At 72.2% G+C, this 20,661-nt stretch carries 18 protein-coding genes; 12 read left to right on the top strand and 6 right to left on the bottom strand.

All coding sequences use genetic code 11. The features are described from left to right. The first annotated feature begins 48 nt into the window (after positions 1–48). Positions 49–1,113: an ATP-dependent DNA ligase gene (locus ABZ915_RS18695; protein WP_361803660.1), complete on the top strand. Its 1,065-nt coding sequence runs from the start codon at positions 49–51 to the stop codon at positions 1,111–1,113. A 37-nt stretch (positions 1,114–1,150) separates the two neighbouring features. On the opposite strand, the gene ABZ915_RS18690 is transcribed toward ABZ915_RS18695, so the two are convergent. Beyond that, positions 1,151–2,341, bottom strand: a complete 1,191-nt coding sequence (locus tag ABZ915_RS18690) for a zinc-dependent alcohol dehydrogenase (RefSeq protein WP_361803657.1) — start codon at positions 2,339–2,341, stop codon at positions 1,151–1,153. A 135-nt stretch (positions 2,342–2,476) separates the two neighbouring features. Continuing rightward, positions 2,477–2,941 carry a MarR family transcriptional regulator gene (locus ABZ915_RS18685; protein ID WP_361803654.1) on the bottom strand — a complete coding sequence of 155 codons (465 nt, stop codon included), beginning with the start codon at positions 2,939–2,941 and terminating at the stop codon, positions 2,477–2,479. Positions 2,942–3,139: 198 nt separating this feature from the next. Here ABZ915_RS18685 and ABZ915_RS18680 point away from each other — a divergent pair, with 198 nt between their 5' ends. The 7 genes from ABZ915_RS18680 to pcaD are packed head-to-tail and all read left to right on the top strand — an operon-like array spanning position 3,140 to position 9,637. Next, a complete protein-coding gene (locus ABZ915_RS18680) occupies positions 3,140–3,895 on the top strand; it encodes a CoA transferase subunit A (RefSeq protein ID WP_361803651.1) in 756 nt (251 codons plus the stop codon). Further along, positions 3,895–4,542, top strand: coding sequence for a CoA transferase subunit B (locus tag ABZ915_RS18675; RefSeq protein ID WP_361803648.1), 648 nt, complete (start codon positions 3,895–3,897; stop codon positions 4,540–4,542). The genes ABZ915_RS18680 and ABZ915_RS18675 overlap by 1 nt, the downstream gene beginning before the upstream one ends. Beyond that, on the top strand, positions 4,539–5,741 hold the full coding sequence (locus tag ABZ915_RS18670; RefSeq protein ID WP_361803645.1) for a thiolase family protein: 1,203 nt from the start codon (positions 4,539–4,541) through the stop codon (positions 5,739–5,741). Before ABZ915_RS18675 ends, ABZ915_RS18670 begins: the two co-directional genes overlap by 4 nt. Before the next feature lie 11 nt (positions 5,742–5,752). Next, positions 5,753–6,526 (top strand): protocatechuate 3,4-dioxygenase subunit beta, encoded by a 774-nt coding sequence (gene pcaH / locus ABZ915_RS18665; protein WP_361803642.1) that lies wholly within the window; start codon positions 5,753–5,755, stop codon positions 6,524–6,526. Between the two features lie 5 nt (positions 6,527–6,531). After that, on the top strand, positions 6,532–7,137 hold the full coding sequence (gene pcaG / locus ABZ915_RS18660) for a protocatechuate 3,4-dioxygenase subunit alpha (RefSeq protein ID WP_361803639.1): 606 nt from the start codon (positions 6,532–6,534) through the stop codon (positions 7,135–7,137). Continuing rightward, on the top strand, positions 7,134–8,471 hold the full coding sequence (pcaB, locus tag ABZ915_RS18655; RefSeq protein WP_361803636.1) for a 3-carboxy-cis,cis-muconate cycloisomerase: 1,338 nt from the start codon (positions 7,134–7,136) through the stop codon (positions 8,469–8,471). The genes pcaG and pcaB overlap by 4 nt, the downstream gene beginning before the upstream one ends. Beyond that, positions 8,468–9,637 (top strand): 3-oxoadipate enol-lactonase, encoded by a 1,170-nt coding sequence (pcaD, locus tag ABZ915_RS18650; RefSeq protein WP_361803633.1) that lies wholly within the window; start codon positions 8,468–8,470, stop codon positions 9,635–9,637. Before pcaB ends, pcaD begins: the two co-directional genes overlap by 4 nt. Before the next feature lie 53 nt (positions 9,638–9,690). On the opposite strand, the gene ABZ915_RS18645 is transcribed toward pcaD, so the two are convergent. Beyond that, entirely contained in the window at positions 9,691–12,375 is a 2,685-nt protein-coding gene (locus tag ABZ915_RS18645) for an AAA family ATPase (RefSeq protein ID WP_361803630.1), read from the bottom strand. Positions 12,376–12,759: 384 nt separating this feature from the next. Here ABZ915_RS18645 and ABZ915_RS18640 point away from each other — a divergent pair, with 384 nt between their 5' ends. After that, on the top strand, positions 12,760–13,797 hold the full coding sequence (locus ABZ915_RS18640) for a DUF2510 domain-containing protein (RefSeq protein WP_361803627.1): 1,038 nt from the start codon (positions 12,760–12,762) through the stop codon (positions 13,795–13,797). 154 nt (positions 13,798–13,951) lie between these two features. Here ABZ915_RS18640 and ABZ915_RS18635 read toward each other — a convergent pair whose 3' ends face one another. Next, positions 13,952–14,566, bottom strand: coding sequence for a TetR/AcrR family transcriptional regulator (locus tag ABZ915_RS18635; RefSeq protein WP_361803624.1), 615 nt, complete (start codon positions 14,564–14,566; stop codon positions 13,952–13,954). A 220-nt stretch (positions 14,567–14,786) separates the two neighbouring features. Here ABZ915_RS18635 and ABZ915_RS18630 point away from each other — a divergent pair, with 220 nt between their 5' ends. Continuing rightward, positions 14,787–15,620, top strand: coding sequence for a phosphatase PAP2 family protein (locus ABZ915_RS18630; RefSeq protein WP_361803621.1), 834 nt, complete (start codon positions 14,787–14,789; stop codon positions 15,618–15,620). Further along, positions 15,617–16,582 carry a hypothetical protein gene (locus tag ABZ915_RS18625; protein ID WP_361803618.1) on the top strand — a complete coding sequence of 322 codons (966 nt, stop codon included), beginning with the start codon at positions 15,617–15,619 and terminating at the stop codon, positions 16,580–16,582. Before ABZ915_RS18630 ends, ABZ915_RS18625 begins: the two co-directional genes overlap by 4 nt. A gap of 85 nt (positions 16,583–16,667) precedes the next feature. On the opposite strand, the gene ABZ915_RS18620 is transcribed toward ABZ915_RS18625, so the two are convergent. Beyond that, entirely contained in the window at positions 16,668–17,522 is an 855-nt protein-coding gene (locus ABZ915_RS18620; protein WP_361803615.1) for a phospholipid scramblase-related protein, read from the bottom strand. Positions 17,523–17,588: 66 nt separating this feature from the next. After that, positions 17,589–19,640, bottom strand: coding sequence for a phosphocholine-specific phospholipase C (locus ABZ915_RS18615; RefSeq protein ID WP_361803612.1), 2,052 nt, complete (start codon positions 19,638–19,640; stop codon positions 17,589–17,591). 477 nt (positions 19,641–20,117) lie between these two features. Between ABZ915_RS18615 and ABZ915_RS18610 the strand changes: the two genes are divergently transcribed. After that, positions 20,118–20,642, top strand: coding sequence for a hypothetical protein (locus tag ABZ915_RS18610; RefSeq protein WP_361803609.1), 525 nt, complete (start codon positions 20,118–20,120; stop codon positions 20,640–20,642). The last annotated feature ends 19 nt before the right edge of the window (positions 20,643–20,661 follow it).

Raw genomic sequence — 20,661 nt, 5'->3', positions numbered from 1 at the left:
CACCCCGCACACCGGGCGGCACACGGCGGGTGCGAGCAGAATCGGAGCATGGATCTGCCGGTGATGCCGCCCGTGAAGCCGATGCTCGCCAAGTCGGTGGCGAACATCCCCCCGGACATGCAGTACGAGGCGAAGTGGGACGGGTTCCGGGCGATCGTGTTCCGCGACGGGGACGAGGTCGAGCTCGGCAGCCGTACGGGCAAGCCGCTCACCAGGTACTTCCCGGAGCTGGTGGCGGCCGTCAGGGAACGGGTGCCCGAGCGATGTGTGCTGGACGGCGAGATCGTCATCGCCCGCGAGGGGCGGCTCGACTTCGACGCGCTGACCGAGCGGATCCACCCGGCGGACTCCCGGGTCCGGATGCTCGCCGAGCGGACCCCGGCCTCCTTCGTGGCGTTCGACCTGCTGGCGCTGGACGACGAGTCGCTGGTGGACGTGCCCCTGACCGACCGGCGGGCACTGCTCGTGCGGGCGCTGTCGGGGGTGACCGCGCCGGTGCACCTGGCGCCGGCGACGACGGACATCGAGGTGGCGCGGCAGTGGTTCGAGCAGTACGAGGGGGCCGGCCTCGACGGGGTGATCGCCAAGCCGCTCACCCTGCGCTACCGGCCCGACGAGCGGGTGATGTTCAAGGTCAAGCACGAGCGCACCGCGGATGTCGTGGTGGCCGGCTACCGCTTCCACAAGAGCGGCCCCGTGGTCGGCTCGCTGCTGCTCGGCCTGTACGACGACCGGGGCCGGCTCCAGCACGTCGGCGTGTCCGCCGCCTTCCCCATGAGGAAGCGCGCCGAACTGGTCGAGGAGCTCGAACCGCTGCGCATGGACGACGTGGCCGGGCATCCGTGGGCGGCCTGGTCCGAGGAGGCGGCCCACGAGACGGCCCGGCTGCCCGGGGCGCCCAGCCGCTGGTCGGGCAAGAAGGACCTGTCCTGGGTGCCGCTGAGGCCGGAGCGGGTCGTCGAGGTGGCCTACGACCACATGGAGAACGGCGCCCGCTTCCGGCACACGGCCCGCTTCCGCCGCTGGCGGCCCGACCGGACCCCGGAGAGCTGCACCTACGCGCAGCTGGAGGAGCCGGTGCGCTACGACCTCGGCGAGATCCTCGGGCCGTAGACGCGGTGACGCGCGGGGCCCGGCGGGTCAGGGCTGGTCAGGGCTGGAACAGGATCTTGACCGCGCCCTCCTGCTTGCGCTGGAACATGTCGTACGCGTGCGGCGCCTCGGACAGCGGCACCCGGTGCGTCGCGAAGTCGTCGACGCCGAGCGGGTCCTCGTCGGTGAGGTAGGGCAGGATGTCGCCGCTCCAGCGGCGCACATTGGCCTGGCCCATCCGCATCTGGATCTGCTTGTCGAAGAGGGTGAGCATCGGCATCGGGTCCGCCGTGCCGCCGTACACGCCGATGAGGGAGAGCGTGCCGCCGCGGCGCACCAGCTCGATGGCGGTGTGGAGGGCGGCGAGCCGGTCCACGCTGAAGCGTTCCGCGAGGGGGCCGCCCAGCTTCCGGGGCATCACCGCGGCGGCCTGCTGGACCAGCCGGGCGGCCGCGCTGCCGTGCGCCTCGGTGCCGACCGCGTCGATCACGGCGTCGGGGCCGCGTCCCTCGGTCTCGTCGCGGATCGCCTCGATCAGTTCCTTCTCGCCGTCGAAACCGCGCAGGTCGAACGTCTGCACGCCTCGTCGGCGGGCCCGGGCCAGCCGCTCCGGGACCAGGTCCACGCCGAACACGCGCCCGGCGCCGCGGGCGCGGGCGATGCGGCACGCCATGTCACCGATGGGCCCGAGACCGAGCACGGCGACGCTGCCGCCGCGTGGGATGCCGGCGTACTCGACCGCCTGCCAGGCGGTCGGCAACACGTCGGACAGGTAGACGAACCGGTCGTCGGGCGGGCCCTGGGGCACCTTGATCGGGCCGTAGTCGGCGTGCGGGACCCGCAGGTACTCGGCCTGCGCGCCGGGCACCGCGCCGTACAGCCGGGTGTAGCCGAACAGTGCGGCGCCCATGCCCTCGCTGGTGACCTGGGTGGTCTCGCACTGGGTCTGGAGTCCGTCCGAGCACATGAAACAGTGCCCGCAGGAGATCTGGAACGGCACCACCACCCGGTCGCCCGGCCGCAGGTCGGGCACCTGCGGGCCGACCTCCTCCACGATGCCCATCGGCTCGTGGCCGAGGATGTCGCCCGGGGCCATGAACGGGGTGAGCACCTCGTACAGGTGCAGATCGGAGCCGCACAGCCCGGTCGACGTCAGGCGGATGACGGCGTCGGTCGGCTCCTCGATCCGGGGATCGGGCACGTCCTCCACCCGTACGTCCCGCTTGCCCTGCCAGGTCACTGCCTTCATCGTGTCGCGCTCCCTCCGACGCGTGTGCGCGCCTGTCGCCGTTGCGCGTTCGCTTCTGGGGTGGCGCCCGGGTACCCCTGAGGGCGGGCCCGAACCGTGACCGGCTGACCGGGGTGGGGGGCTCGGCGGTTGCGCTCAGGGCTGCGTGACGAGGGGTTCCGCCGGGTTGCGCAGGCCCTCCGCCGCGTCCGAGACCCGGCGGATCAGGTCGAAGAACTGCCGCTGCTCGTCGGCGGAGAGCGGCGCGAGGAAGACCTGGTTCATCCGGGCCGTGCGCACGGTCAGCTTGCGGTGGGTACGCAGACCGTCGTCGGTCAGGCCCAGCAGGAAGCGGCGGCCGTCCTGCGGATCGCGCACCTTGTCCAGCAGTCCCCGGCGGGAGAGCCGGCTGATGACCTCGGCGATCGTCGACCGGTCGAGGCCCACGCGCTCCCCGACGGTGCGCTGGTCGAGGCCCGGTTCGGCGACGAGCGCGTTCAGGACAGCGAACTGCGGCGAGGTGATCTCCTCCGAGACCATCGTGTTCCACAGCAGGTAGTGGGCCTGCTGGAGCCGCCGGGCCAGGTGCCCGGGGTGGGTGGTGAGGTCCACCGCGGCCATGTGCGCTCCCGAGGTCGTCTTCGTTGGTGCACTGAACGATACCCGCCTCCCCACTCCCCTGCCTGGGTCCGTTTCTCCTTCCACCACAGGTATTGACGCTGCGATGCTCCAGTGGCAGCGTGGGCGCTACCTCATTCAAATACTCAGTGCGCTGATTAATTCACAGTCTCGCGGATTCGCAGAGATGGGGCTTCACGGATGGACAAGGTGGTCGCCACGGCCCTGGAGGCGGTGGCCGATGTGCCGGACGGCGCGTCGTTGGCGGTCGGCGGCTTCGGGCTGAGCGGTGTGCCGAACGTGCTGATCCAGGCGCTGTACGAGCGGGGCACGACGGGCCTGGGCGTGGTGTCGAACAACTGCGGGGCCATGGAGTCGGGTCTGGCGGTGCTGCTGGCGGCCGGGCGGATCGCCCGGGTGACGGGTTCCTACATCGGCGCCAACAAGGAGTTCGCCCGCCAGTATCTGGCCGGGGAGCTGGAGGTGGAGCTGATCCCGCAGGGCACGCTGGCCGAGCGGCTGCGGGCCGGCGGCGCGGGGATCCCCGCCTTCTACACCCCGGCCGGGGTGGGCACGCAGGTCGCCGACGGCGGGCTGCCCTGGCGCTACGACGGCTCGGGCGGCGTCGCGCTCGCCTCCCCACCGAAGGAGGTGCGGGAGTTCGACGGCGTGGAGTACGTCCTGGAGCGGGGCATCCGCACCGACTTCGCACTGGTGCGGGCGGCGAAGGGCGACCGGCACGGGAACCTGGTGTTCAACAAGTCCACCCGCAACTTCAACCCCCTGGCGGCGATGGCCGGCCGGGTGACGATCGCCGAGGTCGAGGAACTCGTGGAACCCGGGGAGATCGACCCGGACGCGGTGCACCTGCCGGGCATCTTCGTGCGGCGGGTGGTCGCCCTGACCCCGGAGCAGGCGGCGGACAAGCGGATCGAGCGGCGGACGGTGAGTTCCTGATGGCCTGGACACGTGAGCAGATGGCCGCCCGCGCGGCCCGCGAACTACGGGACGGCCAGTACGTCAACCTCGGCATCGGCCTGCCCACCCTGATCCCCAACCACCTCCCCGAGGGCGTGGAGGTGATCCTGGAGTCGGAGAACGGCATCCTGGGCACCGGCCCCTACCCCACCGAGGACGCCGTCGACCCCGACCTCATCAACGCGGGCAAGGAGACCGTCACGGTCCTGCCCGGCGCGTCCTTCTTCGACTCGGCGCTGTCCTTCTCGATGATCCGCGGCGGCCACATCGACGTCGCCGTACTCGGCGCCATGCAGGTCTCCGCCACGGGCGACCTCGCCAACTGGGCCGTCCCGGGCAAGCTGGTCACCGGCATCGGCGGGGCCATGGACCTCGTGCACGGCGCCCGTACGGTCGTGGTCGTCATGACACACACCGCCAAGGACGGCTCCCCGAAGATCCTCAAGGAGTGCACGCTGCCACTGACGGGCCGGGCGTGCGTCGACCGGATCATCACCGACCTCGGCGTCCTCGACGTGACCGAGGACGGCCTGCTGCTCGTGGAGTGCGCGCCCGGCGTGACCACCGAGGAGATCACCGCGAAGACCGCCGCCGGGGTGCGCGTACCGGAGGAGGTCCCGTCATGAGGGACGTGTACGTCGTCGACGCCGTCCGCACCCCCGTCGGCCGCTACAACGGCGGCCTGGCGAGCGTCCGCCCGGACGACCTGGCCGCCCACGCCGTCCGCGAACTCCTCGCCCGCACACCCGAACTGGACCCGGCACGGATCGAGGACGTCTACCTCGGCAACGCCAACGGGGCGGGCGAGGAGAACCGCAACGTCGCCCGTATGGCCGCCCTGCTGGCCGGACTGCCCACCACCGTGCCCGGCGTCACCGTCAACCGGCTGTGCGCGTCCGGTCTGGAGGCGGTCGTCCAGGCGTCCCGCGCGATCGCCGTCGGCGACGCCTCCGTCGCCGTGGCGGGCGGTGTGGAGTCGATGACCCGGGCACCGTACGTGCTGCCGAAGTCCGACCGCCCCTACCCGGCCGGGCACGCCGAGCTGTACTCGACCACGCTCGGCTGGCGCATGGTCAACCCGCGGATGGACCCCCAGTGGACGATCCCGCTGGGCGAGTCGGCCGAACTCATCGCCGACAAGCACAAGATCAGCCGCGAGCAGCAGGACGAGTTCGCACTGCACAGCCATCGCAAGGCCGCCCGCGCCCAGGCCGAAGGCCTCTTCGCCGCCGAACTCGCCCCGGTGCCGGTCCCGCGGCGCAAGGGCGACCCGGTCGTCTTCGACGCCGACGAATGCGTACGCCCGGACGCCTCCCTCGCCGCGATGGCCAGGCTCAAGCCGTCCTTCCGCCCGGAGGCGGGCACCGTCACCGCGGGCAACGCCTCACCGCTCAACGACGGCGCCGCAGCGCTGCTCCTCACCGACGAGGAGGGCCTGAGGGCCACCGGCCGCGAGCCCCTCGCGAGGATCACCGCCACCGGCGTCTCGGCGAGGGACCCGCACTACTTCGGGCTCGCCCCCGTCGAGGCCGTGAACCGGGCCCTCGCCAAGGCGGGCAGGGGATTCGACGACCTGTCGGTGCTGGAACTCAACGAGGCGTTCGCCGCGCAGGTCCTCGGCTGCCTCGCCGAATGGCCCGAGTTCGACCCGGCGGTCCTCAACCCGCAGGGCGGAGCGATCGCGCTCGGCCACCCGCTCGGCGCCTCCGGCGCCCGGCTCGCCGGCACCGTCGCCCACCAGCTCGCCCGACGCGGCTCCGGCACCGGCGTCGCCACCCTCTGCATCGGCGTGGGCCAGGGCCTCGCCCTCGTCCTCGAACGCTAGGAACACCCGCCATGTCCCTCACCCAGCACGACATCGACCAGGAGATCGCGGCCGAGCACGCCGCGTACGAGAAGCGGGTCGCCGACGGCGCCCCCGTCGAGCACCACCCGCGCCGCGACTACACCCCGTACCGCTCCTCGGTGCTGCGCCACCCAGTGCAGCCGCCGGTCACCATCGACGTGGCCAAGGACCCGGAGCTGGTGGAGCTGCACTCCCCCGCCTTCGGCGAACGCGACATCACCGAGATCGACAACGACCTCACCCGGCAGCACACCGGCGAGCCGATCGGTGAGCGCATCACCGTATCCGGCCGCCTCCTCGACCGCGAGGGCCGTCCGGTGCGCGGCCAGCTGATCGAGATCTGGCAGGCCAACTCGGCCGGCCGCTACGCCCACCGGCGCGAACAGCACGACGCCCCGCTCGACCCCCACTTCACCGGCGTCGGCCGCACCCTCACCGACACCGACGGCCTCTACCGCTTCACCACCATCCAGCCCGGCCCCTACCCCTGGCGCAACCACGTGGGCGCCTGGCGCCCGGCCCACATCCACTTCTCGGTCTTCGGCACGGCGTTCACCCAGCGACTGGTGACGCAGATGTACTTCCCGAACGACCCGCTCTTCCCCTACGACCCGATCCTTCAGTCCGTCACCGACGACGCGGCCCGGCAGCGGCTGGTCGCCACCTACGACCACGGCCTGTCCGTACCGGAGTTCTCCCTCGGCTACCACTGGGACATCGTGCTGGACGGCCCGAACGCCACCTGGATCGAAGAAGGACGCTGACCGCCATGACGAAGATCGACCCCAGCCGGCCGGAGACCGTCCTGCCCACCCCCTCGCACACGGTCGGCCCCTTCTACGGATACGCGCTGCCCTTCCCCGGCGGCGGCGACATCGCCCCGCTCGGCCACCCGGACGCCCTCACCGTCCAGGGGTACGTGTACGACGGCGAGGGCGATCCGCTGCCGGACGCGTTCGTGGAACTGTGGGGCCCGGACCCGGACGGCCGCGTCCCGACCACCGACGGCTCCATGCGGCGCGACCCGGCGAGCGGCGGCTTCCTGGGCCGCAACGGCGTGGAGTTCACCGGCTGGGGACGCGTCCAGACGGACGCCGACGGCCACTGGTACGCGCGCACGCTGCGGCCGGGCGCACGCGGGCACAGCGCCCCGTACCTGAGCGTGTGCGTGTTCGCCCGCGGCCTGCTCATGCACCTGTTCACCCGGATCTACCTCCCCGGCGACGAGGCGGCCCTCGCCGCCGACCCGCTGCTCGCCGGACTGGACGCGGAGCGCCGCGGCACGTTGATCGCCGCGGACGAGGGGCACGGCACGTACCGTTTCGACATCCGCCTTCAAGGCGAAGGCGAAACGGTCTTCCTGGAGTTCCGGTGACAGCTCCCTACGCCGACACCGGCCTGCTCGCCCCCGAGTGGGCCGGCGCCGCCGCGGCCAACGCCACCAGCGACCACGCGTATCTGCTCGCGATGCTCGACGCGGAGGCCGCCCTGACCCGGGCCCAGGCCGCCCTGGGACTCGCCCCGGCGCAGGCCGCGGCCGTGGTGACCGAGGCCGCCGACCTGGCCAACTTCGGCATACGGACACTGGCGGCACGCACCCGCGCCGGGGGGAACCCGGTCATCCCCCTGGTCGAGGAACTGACCAAGGTGGTCGGCGAGGAGTACGGGCCGTACGTCCACCGGGGCGCGACCAGCCAGGACATCATGGACACCGCGACGATGCTGGTGGCCGCCCGCACCCTGGACCTGGTCCTCGCCGACCTGGCGCGCGCGGAACAGGCGCTGGCCGCGCTGGCCGCGGAGCACCGCGACACCCCGATGCCGGGCCGGACGCTGACCCAGCACGCCGTACCGACGACCTTCGGGCTGAAGGCCGCCGGGTGGCGGTCGCTGGTGCTGGACGCCCGGGACCGTACGACGGCGGTACGGGACTCACTGCCGGTCCAACTCGGCGGCGCCGCAGGAACGTTGGCGGCCTTCACGGCCTACGGCGCCCACGACGCCGTCGCCCTGCCCGCCGCCTACGCGAGGGAACTCGGCCTGCGCGAGCCCCTGCTGCCCTGGCACACCCTGCGCACGCCGATCGCCGACCTCGCCGGATGCCTGGCCTTCACCGCCGGGGCACTGGGCAAGATCGCGGCGGACGTGCTCACCCTGTCCCGCACCGAGATCGGCGAGGTCACCGAGGGCACCGGCGGCGGCTCCTCGGCCATGCCCCACAAGGCGAACCCGGTCCGGGCGACACTCCTCGCGGCCGTCGCCCAGCGGGCGCCACAGCTCGCGGCCACCCTGTACGGATCACTGGCGGCCGAGGACGAGCGGCCGGCCGGGGCGTGGCACGCCGAATGGGAGCCGCTGCGGGACCTGCTGCGGATGGTGGGCGGCGCCACCCAGGACCTCGCCGAACTGGCCGGGGGGCTGCGGGTCCACCCGGACACCATGCGTGACCACCTCGGCCTCACCCACGGGTTGATCGTCTCCGAACGGCTCTCCGCCGAACTGGCCCCCCTCCTCGGCCGGGCCCGCGCGAAGGAACTGCTCACCGAGCTCGCCCGCCGGGCGCACAGCGAGAACCGTGATCTTCGCGAACTGCTTGCCGAGGAGCAGGAGTTGAAGGACGTCGATGTCGACCTCGACGAGCTCACCGACCCCGTCCGCTACACCGGCTCCGCCGGACCACTCACCGACCGTGCCCTGGAGCGACGTTGACAAGTGCACTGCTCAACTACCGTGCCGAGGGCCCTGTTTCCGCTTCCCCGCTGCTGCTCGGCCCCTCGCTCGGCACCTCGTACGCCCTGTGGGACGCCGTCGCCCCGGAACTGTCGGTCACCCACCGGGTGATCCGCTGGGACCTGCCCGGGCACGGCGGTTCGGCGGCGGACCTGATCGGACCGGGCGCCACCGTCGGCGACCTCGCCGGACTCGTGCTCGCGCTCGCCGACTCCCTCGGCATCGACCGGTTCGCGTACGCCGGAGTGTCCCTCGGCGGCGCGGTGGGCCTGCATCTCGCCGTGCACCACCCCGAACGGCTGTCGTCCCTCGCCGTCATCTGCTCCTCGGCCCACTTCGGCGGCGAACAGCCGTGGCGGGAGCGGGCCGAACGGGTCCGCCGGGAAGGCCTGGAGTGGCTGGCCGAGAACGCCGACGCCCGCTGGTTCACACCCGGGTTCACGGTGCCGCGGCTGGTCAGCGACCACCGGAACGCCGACCCGGAGGGATACGCCGCCTGCTGCGACGCCCTGGCCGCCTTCGATCTGCGCGACCGGCTCGCCGGCATCGCCGTACCGACCCTGCTCGTCGCGGGCCGGCAGGACCCGGCGACCCCGCCCGCCCACCTGCGGGAGATCGCGGACGCCGTGCCCGGCGCCGCCCTGGTCGAACTCCCCGGCGCCTCCCACCTGGCGCCCGCCCAGTGCCCCGACGCCGTACTGACCGCCCTGCGCACCCACCTCGACGGGACCGCCGGTCGCGGCATGACGGTACGGCGCGAGGTGCTCGGCGACTCCCACGTGGACCGGGCGCAGGCTCGGCAGACCCCGTTCACCGCGCGCTTCCAGGACTTCATCTCGCGCTACGCCTGGGGCGAGATCTGGACCGACCCGACGCTCTCCCGCCGCGAACGCAGCATGATCACGCTGACGGCGCTGGTCGCGCACGGCCACTACGAGGAACTCGCGATGCATGTGCGGGCGGCGCGGCGCAACGGGCTCACACCGGACGAGATCGGTGCGGTGCTGCTCCAGACGGCGGTGTACTGCGGGGTGCCCGCGGCCAACTCGGCGTTCGCGACGGCTCAGCGGGTGCTGGCGGAGGAGAGAACGGAGACGGAGACGGAATCGGAGACGGAAGGGGAGGCGGGGGACGGCGTCGGCTGACGCCTGTATGCAAAAGGTGCATACAACAGGTGCATACAAAACTTGTATGCGATCTACCGCAGCCCGCGCCCCGTCTCCAACACCTCCCGCGCCCGCAGGACCAGCCCGTCCGCCCCGCACGACCGCGCCAGCGCCAGGCCCCGGTTGAGCTCGGCGACCGAGCGGGCGGCGATGCCGTACTCGACGCGGGCGGCGGCGTGTTCGTACTGGCAGGGTGAGGCTTCCAGGTAGGCGACGGCCTGGGCGGCGAGGCGGACGGCGCGCTGGCCGGTCTCCAGGGCGGCGGCGCAGCGCAGGGCCTCGCCGATGGCGGTGTCCGTGCCGAACCGTTCGGCCTGCCGGCGGGCGTCGGTGGCGAGCCGGGCTGCGCGGGCCGGGTCCTCGGTGGCGAGGGCCCGGGCGAGGTCGACGGCCCACGGGACCATCACCGGGTTGTGGTGGCCGCGCGCGGCTGCCGCCTTCTCCGCGGCCTCCAGTTCGTTGATGCCTTCCTTCGTGCGGCCGGCGGCGAGCAGTAGCCGGCCGCGTACGGAGCGCGGGTCGGGCAGCACGATGGTGGACGGGTACGGCGGCGCGAACCCGTACTGTTCGGCGATCTCCCAGGCCTCCTCGGCGTGCCCGCGGGCGAGCAGCGTGTCGACCAGGTTGCACGTGGCCGACCAGTACAGGGGCAGGCCGCGGCCGACGCGTTCGGCGAGGCGGAGCGACTCCCGCAGGGATGCCTCCGCCTCCCGGAGCCGACCCCTCCTGCGGTGCCCCAGGCCGACGTAGGCGTGGGCCAGGGCGAGGTGGCCGCCGCTCCAGCCGGCGGTCTCGTAGGCGCGCAGGGCTTCCGTGTAGAGGGCTTCGGCGCGGTCGAGGCGGTCGGTGTAGGCGTACGCGTTGGCCAGCATCAGCAGCAGTTCGATGCCCCACTCGGTGTCGGTCCAGCCGAGTCCGGGGGCGAGGCGGCCGTTGACGAGGGCCCGGTCGCACAGTTCGGCGACCTCCTCGGCGTTCTCGCCGTGGGTCAGGGCGTCGAAGCCGCGCAGGATCAGCAGGGCACGCTCGGAGTTGTCGCGGCCGGTGCAGGTGCGGGCGAGTTCGGCGAGGCTCTCGGAGCGGCCGGGTGTGGTCGCCTCTCCGGCGTGGATGCCCTCCCACATGAAGTGCACGGCCTGCAACCGCAGTTTGGCGGGCCCGGCCTCCTGCCGGGCGGCCTCCGCCTCGACGGTGCGGACGGCTTCCTCCAGCTGGTCGTTGTGGAGCAGGGCCTGGGAGAGGCGGACGATGGCGTCGATGCGCTTGTCGCCCACGAGGCCGGGCATGGCCAGGGCGGTCTGGAGGTGGTCGATGGTGGTCGCGGGCGCGGTCAGCAGGGTGGCGCAGCCCAGTTCGTACAGTACGTGCGCGTGGACCTCGGGCAGGGGCGGCTCGACCAGGGCGCGTTCCAGGCAGCGGCGGGCCGCGTCGGGTGCGCCGACGGCGAGGTGTTCACCGGCGGCCTCGCGCAGCTGTTCGACGAGTTCCTCGTCCTCGTCCGGGTGCACTTCCAGGAGGTGCCGGGAGGCCGCGGCGGCACCGCGGCCGGATTCGGTGACGACCTGGGCGGCGATGCCGTGCATGGCGGTGCGCATCGCGGGCGGTATGGAGTTGTAGACGGCGGTGGCGATGAGCGGGTGGACGAACTCCAGGTCGCCGTTCTCGACGCGGGCGGCGGCGGGATCGGGTTCGGTGAGGATGCGGGCGCCCACCAGCTGTTCGGCGCAGCGCCGGGCGTCGTCCTCACGCATGGTGGCGAGCTGGGCGACCAGGTCGACGGTGATGCCGGTGCCGAGGATGGCCGCCGCCCAGGCGAACTTCATCGCGTCGATGCCGAGGCCCTCCAGGCGGGCGACGAGTCCGCCGCCGCGGGCGGAGCGGTTCAGGGCGCGCAGTTCACCGGCGTGGGTCTCGACCGGTTCGAACTCGCTGTCCTGCACCTTGGCGAGGAGTTCGACGGTCTCGTACGGGTTTCCGCCGGTGACGGCCCACACCTCGCGGCAGAACGGGGCGTCGGCGTGCCGCCCGAGGGTGGCGCGGGTGAGGCCGGCGGTGGCTTCGGGGGTGAGGGCGCTGAGGTTGTTGACGGGGGCGCCCGCGGCGGCGGCCACCGCGTCGAGATGGTGGGCTCCGGCGCCGCTGACCTCGCCGGGCCTGCGGGCGACGACGACCAGTACGGACAGGTCGTCGAGGCGTTCGGCGAACGCGGCGAGCCAGCGCAGGGTCTCCTGGTCGGCCCAGTGCGCGTCGTCGATCAGCAGCACGAGGGGCCAGCAGCGTTTGGCGAGCCTGCGGACGGCGGCGACGAGTCCGTCGCACACGCCCTGTGGGTCGGCGTGGCCCTCGCCGGGTTCCGCTATGCCGAGGGCGGGGCCGGCGATGTCGTACCAGTCGCCGAGGTATTCGCGGGCCTCCTCGGGCAGCAGGGAGACCAGCGCGGGCTGGAGCAGCTGCCGTACCACGTTGAAGGGGACGGACCTCAGCGTCTCGCCGCCGCGGGTGGACCACACGGTGCAGCCGCGGCGTTCGGCGATCCGGCGGATCTCCGCCAGCAGCGCCGTCTTGCCGAGGCCCGCCTCGCCCCGGAGAACCAGCAGGTTCCCGGAGGACGAGCGGTCCGCGCACAGGACGTCGAGCGCCCGCGTGACGGTGGCGATCTCCGCGTCGCGCTCCCACAGGGAAGCCGAGGCGGCCACAGGGGGCCGTGCCTCCGTCATCCCGTTACCTCCCCAAGTCGCCCGAACGACGTACCGACCTCGAGCGTAGCCGTCCTGTCGGCCGGTTGGAGGCCGGTCCGCGCGGCTGTTGCCGTGACGAGTGAACGACGGTGCGGCGGGGCGACGTCCACCGGGCCCGACCAGCGCCTGTGAAGCCGACGGGCGGTCAACAGGCCGCAAAGAGGACCCGTTTCGGGACGACGCCCACGCCGGCCGTCCCGCGATCGCCGTCCGCGGCGCCGCCGGACGGCCCTGGGACCGGCCCGAGGTCTGGCCGAGATCCGACCCGTGATCCGGTCCGAGATCCGGTCCGAGATCCGGTCCGGGCCCGCGGATGCAGGGGCCTCTCATCCGTCTTTCACCGACGCCTCATACGGTGGGGGCATGACGCAGGTGACTCCTCCCGGGTGGTACCCCGATCCCGGGCAGACAAGTGACGGTCCCGCCACCGAGCGCTGGTGGGACGGCAAGGCATGGACGGAACAGACCCGTCCCGCCGGGTCGGCCGCCGTATGGGGTCCCCCGGCGCAGACGCCGGCCGCTGGGGCGTATCCGGCTTATCCCGTATATCCCGCCCATCCGCCGGCCGCTCCCCGGCGCGGTCTGCGCACCGGCATAGCCGTCGCGGTGGCGGCCGCGGTCCTCGCGAGCATCGGGGTCGGTGTGTACGCCCTCTCCGGCAACGGCGGAGGCGGCGACGGCGACCGCGCCGGGTCGCAGCAGGGCTCCGGCGGGCAGGGCGGCCAGGACGGTGGTCCCGGCGGGCAGGGCGGCTCCGAGGGCCAGGGCGGGCCGTTCGGCGGCTCGGGCGGGGGCTCGGGCGACGGAGGCTCGGGAGGCGGGCCGGGCGGCCAGTCGCCCTCGCCCGGCGAGTCCGGGGCGCCCAAGGTCAAGGGCGGCGGCACGATCAGCGACGCGGTCAACGGCATCAGCATGCGGGTACCGGACGGCTGGACCGGGGAGACGCTCCCCGCGGGCGTGCAGGTGACCTCCGGCGGCTCCTACAAGTGCCCGGGCGACACCTCCAAGACCTGCACCCCGGGCGGCGCCTACTCGGCGCCGGCGCTGGCCCTCCACGCCACGGGCGACACGGCCGAGGAGGTCGCCAAGTCGGACATCGCGGCCAATGCCAAGGACTCGTACGGCGGCGCCACCTACGGCAGCATCACCTCCCACAAGGTGCTGGCCTCCAAGGCGGTCACCGTGGCCGGACAGAAGGGCTACCTGGTCCGCTGGCAGGCGGTCACCAGCAAGGGCGCCGACGGCTACGTCGAGTCGCTCGCCTTCCCCTCGCCCGCGAACCCGCAGCAGATGGTCGTGGTGCGCTTCGGCGTCGACGTCGGGCAGAAGGAGTCGGTCATCGACGACATCACCAAGAACATCAAGGTGTCGTCGGGTGGCGGCAACGGGCAGAACGTCTGACCCGGCGGTCCGCCCCGGCACATGAGTCGGCCGGGTGGGGCGCCCCTCCGCTCCAGAGGAACCCCACCCGGCCGGTGGTGTGCGCCGCCCCCGTCCCCACGGTGCGGCGCAGGCAGGTCACCGTCCAGTCATCCCGTGGACGGCGGCCTGGGTCTCAGGTCAGCCCGAGTGCGGGCAGCACGGCGGCCTCCACGAACCGCAGCAGGTAGTCGGAGTCGGCGTACTGGCCGCTCAGCACGGGCCGCACGCGCAGCACGCCGAACATCATCGCGGGCACGTACTCCAGCGCCGGGTGATCGGCCCGCACCTCGCCCCGTTCGACACCGCGCCGGAGGATCTCCTGGAGCGCGGCGATCTCGGGGTCGACGAGCGTCTCGCGCAGCGCCTGCTGGAGTTCGGGGTCCTGCGTGATCGCGTGCCCGAGGGCCTGAAGCAGCCGGGTGTCCTTGCCCGACCAGTCCCCCGCCGCCCACGCGGCCCGGCGCAGGTCCTCGGCGAGCGATCCGCTGTCGATGCCGGCGAAGCGCACCTCCCGGTTGGCACGCAGCGCCGCCGCCACGAACTGGGGCTTGGTCTTCCACTGCCGGTAGAGCGTGGACTTGCTGCACCGCGTGCTGGCGGCGACCCCTTCCATGGTGACCGAGTCGTAGCCGCACTCGCGGATCTGCTCGAGCACGGCGTCGAAGAACTCCCGCTCACGCTCGGCCGTGATCTTGGAACGGCGCGAGGCGGCGACCGTCTCCGGTCCGTCCGCGGCCTGCGACGTCATGTGCTCTTCTCCTCACTCGTAGCGCGGTCACCCATGTAACGCGGTCACTCCCGTACGACTCCTGTGCGGCTCCTGCACGGCGGTTTCCGCAACCCGTATCCAGTGTGTCCTACGTCAATCGATACGCCAGTGTACCGGTACCCGAGCGTATCGGTACACTGGCGTATCGGTACGGTGACGTATCGATGAGCCAGCACACCGTCAGTGAAGGGGCCGGGGGATGAATGCCCGAACCGCGCCTGCGAAAGCGGAGGCCGACGCGACAGCGCGGCCTCCGCTCGTCCGTGAGCTCCTGCTGGTAGCAGGGCTCTTCCTCGTCTACAAGCTGGGCCGGCAGCTGGCCACCGGCCACACCGGTGAGGCGCTGCACAACGCCCGCCGCGTGTGGGACCTGGAACGGGCCGTGCACCTGCCGGGCGAGGGCACGGTGCAGTCCGCACTGCTGCACGGCGACACCCTGGTCCACCTGGCGAACACCTACTACGCGACCGTCCACTTCCCGGCCACCGCCGCCTTCCTGGTCTGGCTGTACCTGCGGCGGCCCGCGCACTACGTCTGGGCCCGCCGGGTCCTCGCCGCGGTCACGGCCGCCGCCCTGGTGCTGCCCTTCACGTTCCCGCTGGCCCCGCCGCGCATGCTGGCCGCCACCGGGCTGGTCGACACCGCGCGTGTGTATGGACCTTCTGTATACGGTCCACCGCAGACCGATCACCTCTCCAACCAGTACGCCGCGATGCCGTCGCTGCACTTCGGCTGGGCCCTGATGGTGGCCATCGGCCTGATCGTGGCGACCCGGTCGCGGTCGCGCCTGCGCTGGCTGTGGCTGCTGCACCCGCTGGTGACCCTGCTGGTGATCGTGGGCACGGCGAACCACTACTGGCTCGACGCGATCGTCGCGACGGCCATGCTCGGCGTGGCGCTCGCCCTGATCCACCCGCCGCACCGCACGGCGGACGGGGCGAGTACCCCACATGCGCGGCGCAGCGGCCGGGGAAGCGGCCGACGGATGCCGGTGTCCCCCGAGGCGCCCGTCCTGGCCGGAGCGGGCCGATGAGCGCCGACCTGATCGCCGTCGCCCTGTCCCTGGTCTCGGCCGTCGCCTACGCCGCGGCCGCCGTCGCCCAGGAACGCCTCGCCTCGCGCGCTTCCGGCGCGGGCCTGCTGCGGCTGCTGGGCACCGGCGCGTGGTGGTCGGCGGTCGGGCTGAACGCGGGCGCCGCGCTGCTGCACGTGGTGGCCCTCAAGTACGGTCCGCTGACGGTGGTCCAGCCACTGGGCGCGCTCACTCTGGTCGCGGCCGTGCCGATGGGGGCGCGGGCCGCCGGGCGGCGGGTCAGCCCGGTCGAGTGGCGGGGCACCGCGTTCACGCTGCTGGGGCTGGCCGCCATACTGGTCGCCGCCTCGGGCCCGGCGCCCGAGCGGGTACTGAGCCTGCCTCAGGCGCTGGCGGTGGCCGGTACGACGGCGGCGCTGATCGGCATGCTGGCGCGGCCCGGTGCCCGGCCGGGCCTGCGGCACGCGACGGCGTCCGGCTTCGCCTCGGGCGTGGCGTCGGCGCTCACCCAGACGGTGACGGTGGCGGCGACCGGCTCGGGGGCCGGGCTCGGCGCCGGGATCGGCGGGGCGGGCGAGGTCGTCGGGGTGGCGCTGCTCGTCGCCGCGTTCGCCACGGGCGGGCTGCTGCTGTCGCAGACGGCCTACCGGGGCGGTCTGGGCGCCCCGCTGGCGGTGGTGACCCTGGCCAACCCGGTCGCGGCCGCGGTGATCGGGCTCACCCTGCTCGGCCAGGGACTCCGGGGCGGGGAGGCCGGGGTCCTGCTGGCGCTGGCCGGGGCGGGGCTGGCCTCCTTGGGCGTGGTCCTGCTCACCCGGGCGGCTCCCGCGGCCGGGCCCGCCGTCGACGACGACGCGGAACATCCCGTGGCGGCGGTGCTGGCGCTGGAGCCGGGCACGGCGTCGCTCGAACCGGCGCTGGTGCCGCGGCAGTCGGAGCCGGGACGGCTCAGCCCGCTGTAGCCACGAGAGCGGCGGCCGGTGCGTGCGGAATCCCGCGCGCGCCGGCCGCCGTTGTCTGCTGCCGCCTGGATACAGTAGGCGAAGATCAGCCCAGCCCCCGCGAGTCCTGCTTCAGCGCGGTGTCGACGGTCAGCGCCGTCGCCACCACGAGGCTCAGCAGCGGCTCGGGCAGCTGGTAGTGGATCTGCAGGACGTAGTTGTCCGCGGTCGTGAACAGCGTCTTGGCGAGGCCTTCCCAGGTCTTGGTGATCCGGGCGACCTCGTTGTCCGCGTGGTCGACGATGGCGAAGTTCCACGCCCGCCAGTTCTCCGCCTTGATGGCGCCGACCTTCTGGCCGTCGGCGTTCATCGCGAAGTTGATCTTGCCGATCATGTTCTGCTGGACGATCTCACCCACCGGCGAGCCGTCCGGGCGCTGCACGATCACCTTCGACTTGAAGATCTTCCCCGGCCGGGTCAGCAGCAACTGCGGCTGGCCGTAGGCGTCCCGGATCTCCAGCTTGTGCGTCATGAACTGGTCGAGGCTGGAGACGAAACGGACGATCTTCTTGATGAGGCTCTGCCCGACCTGGACGACCGAACCGATCTCCCTGCCGTTCTGATCCATGACCTTGTACTCGTTGGTCACCTCGATCAGCTTGGCCTTCTGGTTCACGACCAGGACCGGCTCGGTGAACAGGGTGCCGCCACCGGGGCCGCCGGCGGCGACTCCGGCCTGCTGCTGCACCTGACGCTGCACGCGGGCGTCACCGGCGGCCTGCTGCGGAACGGCCGCGTGCGGGGCAGCCTGCGGCGCGGCCTGCTGGGCACCCGGCTGGGCGCCCTGCTGGTCCGGGCTGGTGTGGTCGGTCCACTGCGCGCCGTCCCAGTAACGGAGCGTCTGGGGCGCACCGTGCGGATCGGGGTACCAGCCTGCAGGAGTGTTCGATTGCGTGGTCACCGGGGCACACTACCCTGAGCTGACCGGTACCTGACCAGTCCCCACGATGCGGTATTCATCGGCCGTTTACTCCGTGACGATCGCCGGGTCGCTGACACCGGAGTGCCCGTTCTCGACATGTCCGGCGAACCGGCGCAGAAAGCCCGGGTCGGTGTCGGACGTGACGGTGAGGTCGTACCAGCGGCGGCTCGCCGTGAGGTCCACGGTGAGCCGGACGTGCGCCCCCGGCCGTACGGTGACCGTCCGCGGCCGTCCGCCGTAGCCGTTGACGAGCTTCAACCGGGCCGCGCCGGAGCCCTGGTTGGTGAAGGTGAGCTGGATGCCGTCGCCCGTGTGCCGGGCGGTGACCTCTGCTCCCGCGGTCTTCCCGGAGCCCTTGAAGGCGCGCAGGAAGCCGTTCGGGCCGTGCACGGTCAGGTCGTGGGAGCCGCCGGAGTACGCCGAGTTCCAGGTGTCGGAGACCGATGTGCCGGCTTCGGTGGTGTAACTCCAGGGACCGTCGGTGCGGTTGCCGGAGGTGATGAGGAAGGCGGCGCCCGCGTGGGCACCGGAGGCGAAGGTGAGCGTGATCTTGCCGGTCGCCGCGTCCGCCGAAGCGTCCACGAGGGGCGCGTACTTGAGCGGCCGGGTGAGCCGTTGCCCGCGCTCCTGCTTGGGCAGGGCCGGGTTGGCGGGCGGGGTCGGCTTGTAGTCGGGGTGGCGGTCGTGGTCCGGGGGCCGGTAGCCGTCGGTGTCCGGCAGGGCGACCGGCCGGGTGTCCGTGCGGGAGAAGTCGAACGCCGAGGTCAGGTCGCCGCAGACGGCACGCCGCCAGGGCGAGATGTTCGGCTCGTGCACCCCGAAGCGACGCTCCATGAACCGGATGACCGAGGTGTGGTCCATCGTCTCCGAGCAGACGTAACCGCCCTTGCTCCACGGGGAGACGACGAGCATCGGCACGCGCTGCCCCAGCCCGTAGGGACCGGCGACATGGCCGCTGTCGCCCTTGAACAGGTCGGGTCCGGCGTCGACCGTCGAGATGCCCTGCGCGGCGGAGGACGGCGGGAAGGGCGGGATCACGTGGTCGAAGAAGCCGTCGTTCTCGTCGTAGGTGATGAACAGGGCCGTCTTCGCCCACACCTTCGGGTCGGCGGTGAGGGCGTCCAGGACCTGGGCGACGTACCAGGCGCCGTAGTTGGCGGGCCAGTTGGGGTGCTCGGTGAAGGCCTCGGGAGCGACGATCCAGGAGATCTGCGGCAGCTTGCCGCCCTTGACGTCGGCTTTCAACTGGTCGAAGAAACCCTCGCCCTTGCGAGCGTCGGTGCCGGTGCGGGCCTTGTCGTACAGCGGGTCGCCGGGCTTCGCGTCCTGGTACTGCTTGAAGTAGAGCAGCGAGTTGTCGCCGTAGTTGCCGCGGTAGGCGTCCTGGATCCAGCCCCAGGAGCCGCTCGCGTCGAGGCCGTCGCCGACGTCCTGGTATATCTTCCACGAGACTCCGGCCTTCTCCAGGCGCTCGGGGTAGGTGGTCCAGCTGTAGCCGGCCTCGTCGTTGCCGAGAACCGGGCCGCCGCCCTTGCCGTCGTTGCCGGTGTAACCCGTCCACAGGTAGTAGCGGTTCGGGTCGGTGGAGCCGATGAACGAACAGTGGTACGCGTCACAGATGGTGAAGGAGTCGGCGAGCGCGTAGTGGAAGGGGATGTCCTCACGCTTCAGGTACGCCATGGTCGTGGAGCCCTTGGACGGCACCCACTTGTCGTACTTGCCCTGGTCGAAGGCGGCGTGTCCGTCGTTCCAGCCGTGCGGGAGGTCCTGGATGAACGCGAGGCCCAGGTCGTCGGCGTCGGGGTGGAACGGCAGCAGGTCCTTCATACCGTCCGACTGGTACCACACCGGCTTGCCGTCCGGGCGGGCCACCGGACGCGGGTCGCCGAAGCCGCGGACGCCTCTGAGCGAGCCGAAGTAGTGGTCGAAGGAACGGTTCTCCTGCATCAGGACGACGATGTGCTCGACGTCCTCGATCGACCCCGTGCGATGGTTGGCGGGCAGCGCGGCGGCGCGCTCGATGCTGTTGGACAGCGCGGTGAACGCCGTGGTGGCGCCTGCGAGTTGGAGGAATCGACGCCGGTTGACTTCGGGCATGGCTGTGGGACCTCTCATCCTGGCGTACGGAATGGCCGGAGCGTGACGGATGATGCGCGGTGCGAGTGTTCCAAGAGCACCGAACGTCAGGGAAGGGCCCGGTGGCGCGGATGTGACGGATGAGGGTACGCGAGCCCAAGACCTCACCAAGAAGTCCCCACGACCGAATCAGGGCCGGAAATCGGCGGTTGGCCGAGAACATCCCCGGCGCGCGGAGGGACGGCCGTCGCCGACCCGGTCCGACCCGTCAGGTACACGCCAATACCGCCGGGTGGCCGCACCGCACCGCCCGGCACCGCCCGGCACCGCCGCGCCGGTCCGCGGTACATCGCATACCGTGCGTGTATACAAACCTCGAGTCGTCACCACACAACATCCACAGCGCCGTCACTCGAGAGACACTTCCGGCCGACCTGTGAATCAGCTGTTCCAGCAGGGGCAGACGGTGTGCTCACCGTCTGCCTAGCCTCCCGGGCCATGCGATCACCCCTGATGAGACGCCTCGGTCTCGCCACCGCCCTCGCCTTCGTGCTCGCCGTCCTCGGCCTGGCCCCGAGCGCGAGCGCCGACTCCGGGCCGGCCGATCTGACGTTCACCACCGACAGCGCCACCACCACGCCCGGTGGGACGGTGAACCTGTCGATGACGATCACCAACAACAAGACCTACGACATCTGGTTCGTCCACCAGACGATCGACCCGACCTGGCTGACCAGCCAGCGCCCCGACCTCAAGTACAGCTTCACCGGCTGTTCCCTGGCCACGGCCACCGGCGGCACGTCCTGTTCCGGGACCGGTCCGGCCGACCTCGGGACCGACTACGGCGCCACCATCCCGCCGGGACAGAGCCGCACGGTCACGCTGACGCTGCAGATCGCCGCCGACTCCGGCTGCAACGGCGACATCGGCTTCTACTCGTACTACTACGCCGAGTTCAGCGACAGCTCGACCACCAGCGGCGGCCCGGTCTACACCCCCGAGACGCGCGTGCTCTGCGCCTGAGGCACCGAGGCCCGCGCCA

The sequence above is a fragment of the Streptomyces sp. NPDC046915 genome (assembly GCF_040644935.1).
In the GTDB taxonomy this organism is placed as follows: Bacteria; Actinomycetota; Actinomycetes; order Streptomycetales; family Streptomycetaceae; genus Streptomyces.
The sequence above is the reverse complement of the archived record's forward strand: the minus strand, read 5'-3'. Positions and strand labels throughout refer to the sequence as shown.

Excerpts from the sequence above, each read along its gene's own strand:
- ABZ915_RS18695 (WP_361803660.1), top strand. The coding sequence starts at position 49 with ATGGATCTGCCGGTGATGCCGCCCGTGAAGCCGATGCTCGCCAAGTCG.
- ABZ915_RS18690 (WP_361803657.1), bottom strand. The coding sequence starts at position 2,341 with ATGAAGGCAGTGACCTGGCAGGGCAAGCGGGACGTACGGGTGGAGGAC.
- ABZ915_RS18685 (WP_361803654.1), bottom strand. The coding sequence starts at position 2,941 with ATGGCCGCGGTGGACCTCACCACCCACCCCGGGCACCTGGCCCGGCGG.
- ABZ915_RS18680 (WP_361803651.1), top strand. The coding sequence starts at position 3,140 with ATGGACAAGGTGGTCGCCACGGCCCTGGAGGCGGTGGCCGATGTGCCG.
- ABZ915_RS18675 (WP_361803648.1), top strand. The coding sequence starts at position 3,895 with ATGGCCTGGACACGTGAGCAGATGGCCGCCCGCGCGGCCCGCGAACTA.
- ABZ915_RS18670 (WP_361803645.1), top strand. The coding sequence starts at position 4,539 with ATGAGGGACGTGTACGTCGTCGACGCCGTCCGCACCCCCGTCGGCCGC.
- pcaH (WP_361803642.1), top strand. The coding sequence starts at position 5,753 with ATGTCCCTCACCCAGCACGACATCGACCAGGAGATCGCGGCCGAGCAC.
- pcaG (WP_361803639.1), top strand. The coding sequence starts at position 6,532 with ATGACGAAGATCGACCCCAGCCGGCCGGAGACCGTCCTGCCCACCCCC.
- ABZ915_RS18645 (WP_361803630.1), bottom strand. The coding sequence starts at position 12,375 with ATGACGGAGGCACGGCCCCCTGTGGCCGCCTCGGCTTCCCTGTGGGAG.
- ABZ915_RS18640 (WP_361803627.1), top strand. The coding sequence starts at position 12,760 with ATGACGCAGGTGACTCCTCCCGGGTGGTACCCCGATCCCGGGCAGACA.
- ABZ915_RS18635 (WP_361803624.1), bottom strand. The coding sequence starts at position 14,566 with ATGACGTCGCAGGCCGCGGACGGACCGGAGACGGTCGCCGCCTCGCGC.
- ABZ915_RS18630 (WP_361803621.1), top strand. The coding sequence starts at position 14,787 with ATGAATGCCCGAACCGCGCCTGCGAAAGCGGAGGCCGACGCGACAGCG.
- ABZ915_RS18625 (WP_361803618.1), top strand. The coding sequence starts at position 15,617 with ATGAGCGCCGACCTGATCGCCGTCGCCCTGTCCCTGGTCTCGGCCGTC.
- ABZ915_RS18615 (WP_361803612.1), bottom strand. The coding sequence starts at position 19,640 with ATGCCCGAAGTCAACCGGCGTCGATTCCTCCAACTCGCAGGCGCCACC.
- ABZ915_RS18610 (WP_361803609.1), top strand. The coding sequence starts at position 20,118 with ATGCGATCACCCCTGATGAGACGCCTCGGTCTCGCCACCGCCCTCGCC.